12 protein-coding genes are annotated in these 14,394 nt (G+C 65.6%); all 12 read right to left on the bottom strand.

The features are described from left to right. Positions 1 to 4 precede the first annotated feature (4 nt). Complete coding sequence (gene greA, locus ACODTB_RS06490; protein WP_291121636.1) at positions 5 to 481, bottom strand: transcription elongation factor GreA; 477 nt, start codon at positions 479 to 481, stop codon at positions 5 to 7. 148 nt (positions 482 to 629) lie between these two features. Next, entirely contained in the window at positions 630 to 3,887 is a 3,258-nt protein-coding gene (gene carB, locus ACODTB_RS06485) for a carbamoyl-phosphate synthase large subunit (RefSeq protein WP_291121637.1), read from the bottom strand. 24 nt (positions 3,888 to 3,911) lie between these two features. After that, the gene (gene carA, locus ACODTB_RS06480) at positions 3,912 to 5,078 is read right to left on the bottom strand and encodes a glutamine-hydrolyzing carbamoyl-phosphate synthase small subunit (RefSeq protein ID WP_291121639.1); all 1,167 of its coding nucleotides are present in this window, start codon (positions 5,076 to 5,078) and stop codon (positions 3,912 to 3,914) included. A 197-nt stretch (positions 5,079 to 5,275) separates the two neighbouring features. Beyond that, on the bottom strand, positions 5,276 to 6,052 hold the full coding sequence (locus ACODTB_RS06475) for a TrmH family RNA methyltransferase (RefSeq protein WP_291121641.1): 777 nt from the start codon (positions 6,050 to 6,052) through the stop codon (positions 5,276 to 5,278). Next, complete coding sequence (rnhB, locus tag ACODTB_RS06470; protein ID WP_291121642.1) at positions 6,049 to 6,696, bottom strand: ribonuclease HII; 648 nt, start codon at positions 6,694 to 6,696, stop codon at positions 6,049 to 6,051. Before rnhB ends, ACODTB_RS06475 begins: the two co-directional genes overlap by 4 nt. Further along, positions 6,668 to 7,813: a lipid-A-disaccharide synthase gene (gene lpxB, locus ACODTB_RS06465; RefSeq protein ID WP_291121644.1), complete on the bottom strand. Its 1,146-nt coding sequence runs from the start codon at positions 7,811 to 7,813 to the stop codon at positions 6,668 to 6,670. The genes rnhB and lpxB overlap by 29 nt, the downstream gene beginning before the upstream one ends. 7 nt (positions 7,814 to 7,820) lie before the next feature. Continuing rightward, positions 7,821 to 8,615: an acyl-ACP--UDP-N-acetylglucosamine O-acyltransferase gene (gene lpxA / locus ACODTB_RS06460; protein ID WP_291121646.1), complete on the bottom strand. Its 795-nt coding sequence runs from the start codon at positions 8,613 to 8,615 to the stop codon at positions 7,821 to 7,823. A gap of 19 nt (positions 8,616 to 8,634) precedes the next feature. Beyond that, entirely contained in the window at positions 8,635 to 9,075 is a 441-nt protein-coding gene (gene fabZ / locus ACODTB_RS06455) for a 3-hydroxyacyl-ACP dehydratase FabZ (RefSeq protein WP_291121647.1), read from the bottom strand. Next, entirely contained in the window at positions 9,072 to 10,124 is a 1,053-nt protein-coding gene (lpxD, locus tag ACODTB_RS06450) for a UDP-3-O-(3-hydroxymyristoyl)glucosamine N-acyltransferase (RefSeq protein WP_291121649.1), read from the bottom strand. Before lpxD ends, fabZ begins: the two co-directional genes overlap by 4 nt. A 20-nt stretch (positions 10,125 to 10,144) precedes the next feature. Continuing rightward, complete coding sequence (locus tag ACODTB_RS06445) at positions 10,145 to 10,663, bottom strand: OmpH/Skp family outer membrane protein (protein WP_291121650.1); 519 nt, start codon at positions 10,661 to 10,663, stop codon at positions 10,145 to 10,147. After that, positions 10,663 to 12,987 (bottom strand): outer membrane protein assembly factor BamA, encoded by a 2,325-nt coding sequence (gene bamA, locus ACODTB_RS06440; RefSeq protein ID WP_488929180.1) that lies wholly within the window; start codon positions 12,985 to 12,987, stop codon positions 10,663 to 10,665. Before bamA ends, ACODTB_RS06445 begins: the two co-directional genes overlap by 1 nt. Positions 12,988 to 13,000: 13 nt before the next feature. Beyond that, positions 13,001 to 14,365 carry an RIP metalloprotease RseP gene (gene rseP, locus ACODTB_RS06435; RefSeq protein WP_291121857.1) on the bottom strand — a complete coding sequence of 455 codons (1,365 nt, stop codon included), beginning with the start codon at positions 14,363 to 14,365 and terminating at the stop codon, positions 13,001 to 13,003. Positions 14,366 to 14,394: the final 29 nt, after the last annotated feature.

Genomic DNA, 14,394 nt, shown 5'->3' with positions numbered 1-14,394 from the left:
GCCATCAGGCGTAACGCACGGCGACGATTTCGAAGCGCTTGGTGCCACCCGGCGCCTGCACTTCGGCCACATCGCCCTCTTCCTTGCCGATCAGCGCGCGCGCGATCGGGCTGCTGATGTTCACCAGGCCCAGCTTGAGATCGGCCTCGTCCTCGCCCACGATCTGGTAGGTCACGGCCGCGCCGCTGTCTTCGTCCTCCAGCTCCACCGTGGCGCCGAACACCACGCGGCCGCCCGCATCGAGTGTGGCCGGGTCGATGATCTGCGCGGCCGAGAGTTTGCCTTCGATTTCGGCGATGCGGCCTTCGATGAAACCTTGGCGGTCCTTCGCGGCGTCGTACTCGGCGTTCTCGCTCAGGTCCCCCTGCGCGCGCGCCTCGGCGATCGCATTGATCACCCAGGGGCGGTCCACAGTTTTCAAGCGCTGCAACTCTTCCTTGAGTTTTTCGGCGCCGCGTTTGGTGATCGGAATGGTGGCCACTGTGATGTTCTCCTACTGCTTCCGGCTCTGCGCCGGCACAAAAGCAAACCGCCGGGCGTTGCCGCTCGGCGGTGTTCATGAAAGGGCATTATGCCGCGAAAGAAAAAGGTGTCCACACGCATCGGCCGAGCCGACGCGCGGGCCGCCCTCAGAGTTGCGCGTGCATCTCCTGCACCGAGATCACACCCAGCTTGTCCAGGTACTGCATCCCCTCCACCGCGGCTTCGGCGCCAGCGATGGTGGTGAACGTGGTCACGCGCGCCAGCAAGGCCGAGGTGCGGATGGCTCGCGAGTCGGCGATGGCGTTGCGGCGCTCTTCCACGGTATTGATGACGAGCACGATGTCGCCATTCTTGATTGCGTCCACGATGTGCGGGCGACCCTCGGTGACCTTGTTCACCGTCTGCACCGCGACACCCGCGGCGGCAATGGCTGCCGCCGTGCCGCGCGTGGCGACCAGTGAGAAACCCATCTCGACAAGCTGTCGCGCGATCTCCACCGCGCGCGGCTTGTCGCTGTTCTTCACGGTGAGGAAGACCTTGCCCGAGGTCGGCAGCTTGGTGCCGGCACCGAGCTGGCTCTTCACGAAGGCTTCGCCGAAAGTCTTGCCCACGCCCATCACTTCGCCGGTGGACTTCATCTCGGGGCCGAGGATGGTGTCCACACCGGGGAACTTCACGAAGGGGAACACCGCTTCCTTGACGCTGAAGTACGGTGGCGTCACTTCGGCGCCGATGCCCTGCTGGTCGAGCGACTGACCGGCCATGCAGCGCGCCGCCACCTTGGCCAGCTGGATGCCGGTGGCCTTGGACACGAAGGGCACGGTGCGCGAGGCACGCGGGTTCACTTCGAGCACGAAGATCACGTCCTTCTTCACGCCGTTCTCTTCCACTTCCTGGATCGCGAACTGCACGTTCATCAGGCCGACCACGTTCAGGCCTTCGGCCATGGCCGCGGTCTGACGCTTGAGTTCATCGACCGTGGCCTTGCTCAGGTAGTACGGCGGCAGCGAGCAAGCGGAGTCACCGCTGTGCACACCGGCCTGTTCGATGTGTTCCATCACGCCGCCGATGAAGACGCGGCCGGTGGCATCGCGCACCGCGTCCACGTCGCACTCGATGGCATCGTTCAGGAAGCGGTCCAGCAGCACGGGCGAATCGTTGCTGACCTTGACGGCCTCGCGCATGTAGCGCTCGAGGTCGCGCTGCTCGTGCACGATCTCCATGGCACGGCCTCCGAGCACATAGCTCGGGCGCACCACCAGCGGGTAGCCCAGGGCAGCCGCCTTCTCCAGCGCCTCCGGCTCGGCGCGGGCAGTGGCGTTGGGTGGCTGGCGCAGGCCCAAGGTGTGCAGCAGCTGCTGGAAACGTTCGCGGTCTTCGGCCGCGTCGATCATGTCCGGGCTGGTGCCGATGATGGGCACACCCGCTGCCTCCAGGCCCAGCGCGAGCTTGAGCGGCGTCTGGCCGCCGTACTGCACGATCACGCCCACCGGCTTTTCCTTGTCCACGATCTCCAGCACGTCTTCCAGCGTGAGGGGTTCGAAGTACAGGCGGTCGCTGGTGTCGTAGTCGGTCGACACGGTCTCGGGGTTGCAGTTGACCATGATGGTCTCATAGCCGTCCTCGCGCATGGCGAGCGCAGCGTGCACGCAGCAGTAGTCGAACTCGATGCCCTGGCCGATGCGGTTGGGACCGCCACCCAGCACCATGATCTTCTTCTTGTTGGTCGGCTCGGCCTCGCACTCACCGTCGCCATGGCCTTCGTAGGTGGAATACAGATAGGCGGTGTCGGTGGCGAACTCGGCCGCGCAGGTGTCCACGCGCTTGTAGACCGGGCGGATGTTCTCGGCGATGCGGCGCTCGCGCACGGCCTGGTCGTTGGTCTTGAGCAGCTTGGCCAGGCGGCGGTCGGAGAAGCCCTTCTTCTTCAGGCCACGCAGCGTGTCGGCGTCGATCGCGTCGAGGCTGGTCTTTTCCAGCGCGAGCTCGATCTTCACGATCTCCTCGATCTGCACCAGGAACCAGGGGTCGATCTTGGTGAACTGGTGCACTTCCTCCAGCGTCCAGCCGGCGGCGAAGGCGTCGCCCACGTACCAGATGCGGTCGGGACCGGGTTCACCGAGCTCGCGCTCCAGCGTCTCGCGGTCCTGCGTCTTCTCGTTCATGCCGTCCACGCCCACTTCCAGGCCGCGCAGGGCTTTCTGGAACGACTCCTGGAAGGTGCGGCCCATGGCCATGACCTCGCCCACGCTCTTCATCTGCGTGGTCAGGCGGCTGTCGGCGGTGGGGAATTTCTCGAACGCGAAACGCGGGATCTTGGTGACCACGTAGTCGATGCTGGGCTCGAAGCTCGCGGGCGTGGCGCCGCCCGTGATTTCGTTGCGCAGTTCATCCAGCGTGTAGCCGATGGCCAGCTTGGCGGCCACCTTGGCGATCGGGAAACCGGTGGCCTTGGACGCCAGGGCCGAAGACCGCGAGACACGCGGGTTCATCTCGATGACGACCATGCGGCCGTCCTTCGGGTTGATGGAGAACTGAACGTTGGAGCCGCCGGTGTCCACGCCGATCTCGCGCAACACGGCCAGCGAGGCGTTGCGCAGGATCTGGTATTCCTTGTCGGTCAGCGTCTGGGCCGGCGCCACGGTGATCGAGTCACCGGTGTGCACGCCCATGGGGTCCAGGTTCTCGATCGAGCAGACGATGATGCAGTTGTCCGCCTTGTCGCGCACGACCTCCATCTCGTACTCTTTCCAGCCAAGCAGCGACTCTTCGATCAGCAGCTCGTTGGTGGGCGAGGCCTCGAGGCCGCGCTTGCAGATGGTTTCGAACTCTTCGGGGTTGTAGGCGATGCCGCCCCCCGTGCCGCCCAGCGTGAAGCTGGGGCGGATCACCACCGGGAAGCCGACGGTCTTCTGCACGCCCCAGGCCTCTTCCATGCTGTGTGCGATGCCTGAGCGCGCCGACCCCAGACCGATCTTGGTCATGGCGTCCTTGAACTTCAAGCGGTCTTCGGCCTTGTCAATGGCCTCGGGTGTCGCACCGATCAGCTCCACGTCGTATTTGGCGAGCACGCCGTTGCGCCAGAGGTCGAGCGCGCAGTTCAGCGCGGTCTGACCGCCCATGGTCGGCAGGATGGCGAAGCCACCCTGGGCCAGCGGGCGCTCCTTGGCGATGATCTTCTCGACCGTCTGCCAGGTGATGGGCTCGATGTAGGTGACGTCGGCCGTGGCCGGGTCGGTCATGATGGTCGCGGGGTTGCTGTTGATCAGCACGACCCGGTAGCCCTCTTCGCGCAGGGCCTTGCAGGCCTGCACGCCAGAGTAGTCGAACTCACAGGCCTGGCCGATGATGATCGGGCCGGCGCCGATGATGAGGACGGTTTGAATGTCGGTTCTTTTGGGCATGGTTCGCTGGGGATGTGCGCCGGCTCAGGCGGTGGCGGGCACGCGGGCCTGCATCAGGTCGATGAAACGGTCGAACAGGTAGCCGATGTCGTGCGGGCCGGGCGATGCCTCGGGGTGGCCCTGGAAGCAGAAGGCGGGCTGGTCGGTGCGTGCCAGGCCTTGCAGCGTGCCGTCGAACAGGCTCACGTGCGTGGCGCGCAGCGTGGCGGGCAAGGTCTTTTCGTCGACCGCGAAGCCGTGGTTCTGGCTGGTGATGCTCACGCGGCCGTTGTCGAGGTCCTTCACCGGGTGGTTGGCACCGTGGTGGCCGAACTTCATCTTGAAGGTCTTGGCCCCACTGGCCAGCGCCAGGATCTGGTGGCCCAGGCAGATGCCGAAGGTCGGCACGCCCGCTTCGATGATCTCGCGCGTGGCGGCGACGGCGTAGTCGCAAGGCTCCGGGTCGCCAGGGCCGTTGGACAGGAACACGCCGTTGGGCTTGAGCTTGAACACGTCGGCGGCAGGCGTCTGCGCCGGCACCACGGTGATCTTGCAGCCCCGCTCGCTGAGCATGCGCAGGATGTTGTACTTCACGCCAAAGTCGTAGGCCACCACGTGGAAACGCGGCGCGATCTGCTCGCCATAGCCGAAGCCGAGCTGCCACTCGGTCTGCGTCCAGGCGTAGGGTGCCGTGGCCGAAACCACCTTGGCCAGGTCGGTACCGGCCATGTTCGGCGCCGCCTTGGCCGCGGCCAGGGCCTGGGCGCGGTGCGCCTCGGTGATGGCTTCACCGGCCGGCAGGGCTAGGACACAGCCGTTCTGCGCGCCGTGCGTGCGCAGGCGGCGCGTGAGCGCCCGGGTGTCGAGGTCGGCGATGGCCACGGTGCCTTCGCGCTGAAGGTACTGCGAGAGCGTTTCGTTGCTGCGGAAGTTGGAGGCCAGCAGGGGCAGGTCTTTGATGATCAGGCCAGCGGCGTGGACGCGGCTGGCTTCCACGTCTTCGGCATTGACGCCGGTATTGCCAATGTGCGGATACGTCAACGTGACGATCTGCTGGCAGTAGCTGGGATCGGTGAGGATTTCCTGGTAGCCGGTGAGCGAGGTGTTGAACACCACCTCGCCCGTGGTCTGACCGGTGGCGCCAATGGAAACGCCTGTAAAGACCGTGCCGTCGGCGAGCGCGAGAAGGGCTTTCGGGTGGACGGGAAGCACGGAATTCTCCAGAGTGGGGCGGCAACGTCTTCGCGCCGGCGGCAGGTGCCGCGCAGGCCTTGCACCCGCCTCACACCAGCCGGAGCCGGGGCAGAAACGGAGAAAAAACCTGGGGTGGTGAGCCGGGGCGCGCAGGGTTGCGCTGATTGCGGGTAAACCGTGGAATTATAGCCCGGGTCGGTCAATCGACCGACGGATCACGAAGCCAATCCGGCTGCGCTGGCATGCAGGCAAATGGCGGCGGCGGCGGCCACGTTGAGCGACTCTTCTCCGCCGGGCTGGGCAATGCGCACGAAAGCCCCGGCACGGGCCATCAGGGCCTCGCCCACGCCCTGCCCTTCGTGGCCCAGGACCCAGGCGCAAGGCCAGGGCAGCCGGGCCTGATGCAGCCAGTCGCCCTGGTGGGAACTGGTCACCAGCATCGGCACGTCCAGCGCCGCGAGATCGTCCGCGGCCAAACCTTCGATCAAGCGCAGCCCGAAATGCGCTCCCATGCCGGCACGCACCACCTTGGGCGACCACAGCGCGGCAGTGCCCTTGAGGGCCAGCACCTGGCCAAAACCGAAAGCCGAGGCGCTGCGCAGGATGGAACCCACATTGCCCGCGTCCTGCAAGCGGTCCAGCACCACGGTGGCTGTGCCGCCCTGCACCACCAAAGCGGGCGGCAAAGCCCAGACAAAGCCCACACCGGCCGGTGACTCCAGCCCGCTGATCCCCGCCATCAGTGCGTCGGGCACGGTGACCACGTGGTCGGTGGCATCGCGCAAGTCGTGCGGGGCCTGCGGCCAGAAGGACTCGGTAAACACCGCGGTGAGCGGACGCTGCCCGCGCGCCAGCAAGGCCCGGCAAAGGTGATCCCCCTCCAGCCAGACCTGACCCTGCTTGCGGTAGGCGGTGCCATCCTGCACCAGCAGGCGCAGGCGTTTGAGCAGGGGATTGTCGCGAGAGGTGATGGCCAGGGGCGATGCCGTCATGGCTCACCACCCTCGTTCGCTGCAGGCACCACCAAGGCACGCGCGACCGGCGCGAACGAGCGCCGGTGCACAGCCAGGGCGCCATGCACCCGCAAGGCCTGCATGTGTTGCGCCGTTCCGTAGCCTTTGTGCTGGTCGAATCCGTACTCGGGGTGCTGCAGGTGCAGCTCGCACAACAGGCGATCGCGCGTGACCTTGGCCAGGATGGACGCGGCCGAAATCGACGGCACCAGCGCATCGCCCGACACGATGGCCTCGGCCAGCACGTCCAGTGTCGGCAGCCGGTTGCCGTCCACCAGCACCTTGGCGGGCTTCAGGCGCAGGCCCATGACCGCCCGGCGCATGGCCAGCATGGTGGCCTGGAGAATGTTGAGCTGGTCGATCTCCTCCACCGAGGCCTGCGCCACACTGCAGCACAGCGCCTTGGCGCGGATTTCGTCATACAGTTTTTCGCGGCGCAATGCGGTCAGTTGCTTGGAGTCCGCCAGACCCTTGATGGGCGAGCGGTCGTCCAGGATCACCGCGGCGGCCACCACCGGCCCGGCCAGAGGGCCGCGCCCGGCCTCGTCCACGCCCGCGAGCAGTCCGGGCACGTCCCAGATCAGCGGGGCCTGTTCAGCCTTCAAGAACTTGTTCGATCGCATCGGTGGCCAGTTGGGCGGTGTCTCGTCTCAGTGTGTGGTGCAGCTCGGTGAATCGCTGCTGGAGCGATGCGATTTTCGCAGGTGCGTCGAGCCAGTCCAGCACCGCCCGCGACAGCGCCTGGGGTGTGGCCGCGTCCTGCAGCAGCTCGGGCACCACGAATTCGCCACACAGAATGTTGGGCAGGCCCACCCAGGGCTGCAGCTGCTTGCGCCGCATGATCTGCCACGAGAGCCAGTTCATGTTGTAGGCGATCACCATGGGCCGCTTGAAGAGCGCGGCCTCCAGCGTGGCAGTGCCGCTGGCGATCAGCGTCACATCGCAGGCGGCCAGCGCGGTGTGCGACTGACCTGGGATCACCGTCAACGCGCCATCCAGCCCGGCGGCACGGGCCGCGGCCTCGATGCGCTCGCGCAGCGCTGGCACCGCCGGCACCACGAATCGAATCCCCGGGCGCTCGCGCCGAAGTCGCACGGCAGTTTCAAAAAAGCGCGCGACCAGGTACTGCACCTCCGACGCGCGACTGCCCGGCAGAATGGCGACCACCGCGTCCTCCTCGCGCAGCCCCAATTGGGCGCGCGCTGCCGCGCGGTCTGGCTCCATGGGGATCACATTGGCCAGCGGATGGCCGACGTAGGTCGCCGCAATGCCATGCCGCCCCAGCAGCTCGGGTTCGAACGGAAAAATACAGAGCACGTGGTCGGCGCTGCGCCGGATCTTGTCGACCCGGTCCGCGCGCCAGGCCCAGATGGACGGGCAGACGAAGTGCACGGTGCGAATGCCCCCCGCCTTCAGGTTGGCTTCCAGATCCAGATTGAAATCGGGTGCGTCCACGCCAATGAACACATCGGGGCGCGTCGATGTCAGCAAGCGCTGCTGCAACTCGGCACGAATGCCCACGATCTCGCGGTAATGGCGCAGCACCTCGACGTACCCACGCACCGCGAGCTTCTCGCTGGGCCACCAGGGGTCGAAGCCCTGCGCCACCATCTGCGGACCACCGATGCCGAACGAGTGAAGATCGGGCCAGCGCTGCCGGACGCCCCCCAGCAACAGACCGGCGAGCAGGTCGCCCGACGTCTCGCCCGCCACGAGGGCAAAACGCTTGGACGGGTTCATCAGGGCGTCAGCGGACGATGCCGCGCTGGGGCGACACCTGCCCGAGGAAGTCCAGCATCATCGCCACATCGGGCGCCGCCTCGGGCGTCTTGTCGGTCAGCCCGTGAATGCGCGCCACGGCCTCTTCAAGCTTGAGATCGTCCCGGTACAACGCCTTGTGCATGGCCTTCACGGCCGAAATGCGCTCGGGCGAAAAGCCCCGGCGGCGCAGGCCTTCGAAATTCATCGAACGCGCCTGGGCAGGCTGGCCCTGGCACATCACAAATGGGGGCAAGTCGGCAAACAGCAGAGAGCACATGGCGGTCATGGCATGCGCACCGATGCGCACGAACTGATGAGCCACGGTGAAACCGCCGAGAATCACCCAGTCATCCACCACCACGTGGCCGGCGAGCTGCGAGTTGTTGGCGAAGATGGTGTGGTTGCCCACCACGCAGTCGTGCGCCAGATGCACGTAGGCCATGATCCAGTTGTCGTTGCCGACCTGGGTCACCGCACGGTCGCCCGGCGAGCCGATGTTGAAAGTGCAGAACTCGCGGATCGTGTTGCGGTCACCGATGACCAGTTCGCAGGGCTCGCCCGCGTACTTCTTGTCCTGTGGAATCGCCCCCAGCGAGTTGAACTGGAAGATGCGGTTCTCGCGGCCGATGGTGGTGTGGCCTTCGATCACACAGTGGGCCCCGACCGTGGTACCGGCACCGATCTTCACGTGTGGCCCGATCACGGTGTACGGCCCCACGCTCACCGAGCTGTCGAGTTCGGCGGCAGGGTCGACCAGCGCAGTGGGATGAATCAGAGACACGAGGCGCGCTCTCCCACGGTCAGGCGATGGTGCGCATGGTGCACATCAGTTCGGCTTCACACGCAATCTGATCGCCCACGCGCGTCACACCCTTGAACTTGAAGATGCCCGCCTTGGCGCGCTCCAGGGTCACGTCCATGATGAGCTGGTCGCCGGGCTCAACGGGGCGCTTGAAACGCGCGCCATCAATGCCCGCAAAGTAGTACACCGTCTTGTCGTCGGGCGTGACGCCCATGGTGTCGAAGGACAGCAGCGCCGCGGCCTGGGCCATGGCTTCGAGCATCAGCACCCCTGGCATGACTGGGCGATGCGGAAAGTGGCCCACGAAAAACGGCTCGTTGATGGTCACGTTCTTCAGTGCCTTGATGCTCTTGCCCTTGTCCAGCTCCAGCACGCGATCCACCAGCAAAATGGGGTATCGGTGCGGCAACTGCTTGAGAATCTGGTGGATGTCCATCATGGCTTTGAATTGTTTTGAAGGGCTTGTTCGATCGCCTGCTCCGCGGCCTTGAGGCGCTCGCGCAGGCGGTTGAGCTGCTTGAGGGAGGCAGCGTTCTTTTCCCAGCTGGCATTGTCGTCGATGGGGAACATGCCGGTGTAATGTCCTGGCTTGAGCAGGGAGCGCGTGACCACCGAGGCTGCCGAGACGTGCACACCATCGGCCAGCCGGAGGTGCCCCAGCACCACCGCGCCACCTCCAATGGTGCAATGCGCCCCGATGGTCGCACTGCCTGCCACGCCGACACAACCGGCCATGGCGGTGTGCGCTCCCACATGCACGTTGTGGCCGATCTGGATCAGGTTGTCCAGCTTCACACCGTCCTCGATCACGGTGTCGTCCAGCGCGCCGCGGTCGATGCAGGTGTTCGCGCCGATCTCCACGTCGTTGCCGATGCGCACCGCACCCAATTGCTCGATCTTGATCCATTCGCCCTGATGAGGCGCGAAACCGAAACCATCGGCCCCGATCACCGCACCGGAATGCACCACGCCGCGCGCGCCGATGGTGCACCGCTCACCCAGGGTGACCCGGGGATGCAGCCAGGTGCCTTCACCCACGCGTGCGCCGTCACCCAGCACGGCGTGGGCGCCCACCCGGACACCACGCGACAAATGAACGTCGCGCCCCACCACAGCAAACGGCCCCACGCTCACCCCCTCGTCCACACGGGCCGAGGGGTGGATGCTGGCCAGTGGATCAATGCCCTGCGCAGGCGCAGCCTGGTGCTGTTGCTTCCACCACTGGGTCAGCCTGGCGAAATAGAGGTAGGGGTCGTCCGTGACAATGCAGGCCCCACGGGCCATGGCCTGGTCCTGCAAGGCAGGAGGAACGATGAGCACTTCGGCCGCGGTGCTGGCAATCTGGCCTGCGTAGCGCGCCTGCGCCACGAAGGCCAACTCGCCAGGGCCGGCCGTGGCCACGGGGGCCAGGCGGTGAATCAGCAGGTCGGGTGAGCCGTGCCGCGCGCCGCCCAGGGCTTCAACGATGTCGCCCAGTGGCCTCGACACGGGTCGCCCTGGCGTGAACTTTATTTGCCGCCGTTCAAGCCGCTCAGCACCTTGTCGGTGATGTCGTGCTTGGGGTTGATGTAGACGGCTTCCTGGATCACCAGGTCGTATTTCTCGGCCTCGGCCACCTGCTTGATCACGCGGTTGGCGCGCTCGAGCACGCTTTGCAGCTCCTCGTTCTTGCGCAGATTGAGGTCTTCCTGGAACTCGCGCTGCTTGCGCTGGAAGTCGCGGTCCTGCTCGACGAGCTGGCGCTGGCGCGCCGCGCGCTGGGCATCCGGCAACGTGGGAGACTCACGTTCGAATTTCTCCGAAGCGGTCTTGAGCTGCGCTGCCAGACCCTGGACTTCCTTCTCGCGCCGCGAGAACTCCTGCTCCAGCTTGGTCTGTGCCGCCTTGGCCAGGTTGGCCTCGCGGAAAATGCGGTCGGTGTTCACGAAGCCGATGCGGAAGTCCTGCGCCATGGCAGCAAAGGCCAGCAGGCCCAGCCCAGCGGCCAGCAGGAGGCGTCGGTTGAAAAGTCGGGAGAAAGTCTTCATCAAAAGGAGGTTCCGATCTGAAACTGGAATTTCTGGATTCTATCGCCAGGGAATTTCCGGATAGGGTTGGCGATGGCGAAGCGCAAGGGGCCGACGGGCGAGATCCAGCTCAGGCCCACACCCACGGAAGCGCGCAAATCGGTGGCGTTTGCTCGGGTGTCATTTTCACCGTACACGTTGCCGACGTCGATGAACCCGAACATGCGCAGGGTGCGGTCATTGCCCGCACCTGGGAAAGGCGTAATGAACTCGGCGCTGAAAGCCATGCTGCGATTGCCACCGATGTTGACCAGCTCGCCGGCCTGAACGCCCGACATGATGGGCGAGGTCGGACCCAGGGTGCCTTGGTCGAAGCCGCGCACCGAACCCAGGCCACCCCCGTAGAAGTTCTTGAACAGCGGGAACGGACGGCCGCCCAGGCCCTTGCCATAGCCCAACTCACCGTTGAACGCGAGGGTGTACTGCTTGGTCAGCGGAATGTACTGCTGGATCTGGTAGTTGGCCTTGAGGTAGCGGGTATCGCCGCCCACCCCGATCTCGGTGTTGAAGCGCTGCAACCGGCCCTGGGTCGGCACCAGCGCGCTGTCGCGACCGTCCCGTGACCAACCGATGGTCAGGGGCACAGAGGAGCTGGTTTCCCCGAATGTGTTCGAGTACTGCTGGTAGGCCTGTGGCAGCCCCGTACCGGGTTCGATCTTGGTCTGCTCGATGCCAATGCCGAAGAACACCGTGTCCTGTTCGGTGAAGGGCACGCCAAACTTCACGCTCACACCCGGCGTGATGAGCCGGTAGTCACCGCCCTGCTCGGTGTACGGCTGGGTCGTGCGGTAGTAGACGTCGAAGCTGCGCGACACACCGTCCGGCGTGAAATACGGGTCCACTGTGCTGATCACGACCTGGCGGTTGTAATCGCTGGTGTTGACGTCCACCCCCAGGTAGTTGCCCGAGCCGAACACGTTTTCCTGGCGGATGCCGGCAATGATGGAGAGCTTGTCGGCCTGTGAGTAGCCGGCACCCAGCGTCAGGTTGCCGGTGGGCTTTTCGGCCACGGTGATGGTCATGTCCACCTGGTCGGGCGTGCCCGGCACGGGCTGGGTATCGACCTCCACGGATGTGAAGAAGCCCAACCGGTCGACCCGGTCGCGCGACAGGCGGATCCGATCGCTGTCGTACCAGGCCGATTCCAGCTGGCGGAACTCGCGGCGGATGACTTCGTCGCGGGTGCGGTTGTTGCCTTCCACGTTGATGCGGCGCACGTACACGCGGCGCGCGGGCTGGGCCCGCAGCACAAAGGCCACCTGTTTGTTCACCCGATCGATGTCGCGGCTGGCCTCGACCTGGGCGAAGGCATAACCGAAGGCACCGAAGTAGTCGGTAAAGGCCTTCACCGTGCTGCTTTCGTCTTCCGCGTTGTAGGCCTCGCCAGCGCGCAGCGTCACGAGCGACTTGAACTCCTCTTCCCGTCCCAGGTACTCGCCCTCGAGCGCCACCGACTTGACCACGTAGCGGTCGCCTTCGGTGATGTTCAGGGTGATGGACATGCTCTCCTTGTCCGGCGCGATCGCGACCTGGGTGGAGTCGATGCGGAATTCGAGGTAGCCGCGCGTAAGGTAGTAAGAACGCAGGGTTTCGATGTCCGCGTTGAGCTTGGCGCGCGAATAGCGGTCGGACTTGGTGTACCAGCTCAGCCAGCCACCGGTGTCGAGGTCGAACAGGTTGCGCAGCGTCGACTCCGAGAATGCGCGGTTGCCGACGATGCGGATTTCCCGGATCTTGGCCACGTCGCCTTCGACCACGCTGAAATTGAGGTTGACGCGGTTGCGCTCGCTCGGGGTCACGGTGGTGACGATCTGCGCGGCGTACATGCTGCGGTTGATGTACTGGCGCTTGAGCTCCTGCTCGGCTCGATCCGCCAGCGCCTTGTCGAACGGCCGGCCATCGGTCAGGCCGATGTCGCGCAGGGCCTTCTTGAGCACGGTGTCGTCAAACTCCTTGATGCCAGAGAAGCTGATGTCCGCGACCGTCGGCCGCTCTTCGACAATCACCACCAGCACGTCGCCATTGACCTGCAGGCGCACGTCGCTGAACAGGCCCAGGCCGAACAGCGAACGGATGGCGGTCGACCCCTTGTCGTCGTTGTACTGGTCACCGATGCGAAACGGCAAGGAGGCGAACACCGTACCGGGCTCGACACGCTGCAGGCCTTCGACACGGATGTCGCGCAAGGTGAAGGGGTCGACAGCCCAGGCAGGCAGGGCCGCAAGAAGGGTCGTCGCGAGCGCCGAAAGGGTCAGGCCGCGAAGTCCGAAGGATTTTATTTTCATGGAAAAGAAGCGTTCAGCCAGCCAGGCGGGCCACATCATTGAACAAGGCGACGGACATGAGCGCCATGAGAACCACGACACCCCCTCGCTGCAGGCGCTCCATCCAGACATCAGACACGCTGCGCCCAGTGACACCCTCCCAAAGATAATACATCAGGTGCCCCCCATCGAGGACCGGCAGCGGCAGCAGGTTGAGCACACCTAGACTCACGCTGATCAGAGCGAGAAACAGCAGGTAAGAGGTGATACCGAGGCTGGCCGATTTGCCTGCGTAGTCCGCGATCGTGAGCGGGCCGCTGAGGTTCTTCACCGATGCTTCACCAATCAGCATCCGCCCCATCATCTTGAGCGTCAGCCAGGACACCTCCCAGGTCCGGACAACCCCGTTGACCAGGCCATCGACCGCGCCGTGGCGCACGGTCGTCATCTCCGGCATGGCGCCGATGTACGCCCCGACACGCCCCACCCAGATGCCAGCCTGCTGCTCGGGCACGGGTTGGACCACCAGATGCACCGCCTGCCCTGCACGCAGCACCTCCCAGCGCTGCTCGACGGGCTGCCCGGCCGGGCCGACGGCCGCCCGGATCAGGGCCCGCAGGCTTTGCCCATCGCCCAGGGCCTGGTCGTTGACCTTGCGCACGATGTCGCCTTCCCTCAGCCCGGCAGCGGCCGCCGCCCCACCCTCCATGACCTCGCCCACCACCGGCGCACTCCACGGGCTGGTGATGCCGATGCGCTGGAACAGCGCAGCGTCGGCTTCCCGCACGTCCAGCTCGCTCAAGGGAAGCGTCACGGGGCGCGTCGCATCACCTTCGCGCGACGACACCCACAGGGTCAAGTCCTCGCTCGACAGAGCGGCCTGCGTCAGGCGCCAGCGCAGGTCCTCGAAAGACGCCACCGCGCTGGCTTCGGCGCCGGCCGCGGCGGTCTGCGCCACCCACTCACCGCCGCGCAAGCCAGCACGCTCGGCGATCGAACCCGCCACCGGACTGGCCAGCACCGGCTTGGGCTCTTCCACGCCGGTCCAGTTGACGACGGCATAAATCGCGATCGCCAGCAGCAGGTTCGCCGCGGGGCCGGCCGCGACGATGGCGGCACGAGAGCGCAGCGGCTGGGTGTTGAAGGCCAGATGGCGCTCGGCCGGGTCGACGGGTGCCTCGCGCTCATCGAGCATGCGCACATAACCGCCCAGGGGCAACGCGCAGAGCACGAACTCGGTGGGACTGCCCTTTTTGCGCCAGGTCAGCAGCGGTTTGCCGAAGCCGACCGAAAAACGCAGCACCTTCACGCCGCAGGCCACAGCCACCCGATAGTGGCCGTACTCGTGCACGGCGATCAGCAGGCCGAGGGCCACGACGAAGGCAACGAGTGTGAGCATGCGAAATCGTTTGAAAAGTGAACGGACGG

Source organism: Hydrogenophaga sp. FG152 (assembly GCF_057809615.1).
Note: the sequence above shows the minus strand (reverse complement) of the source record. Positions and strands in the feature narration are given on the sequence as shown.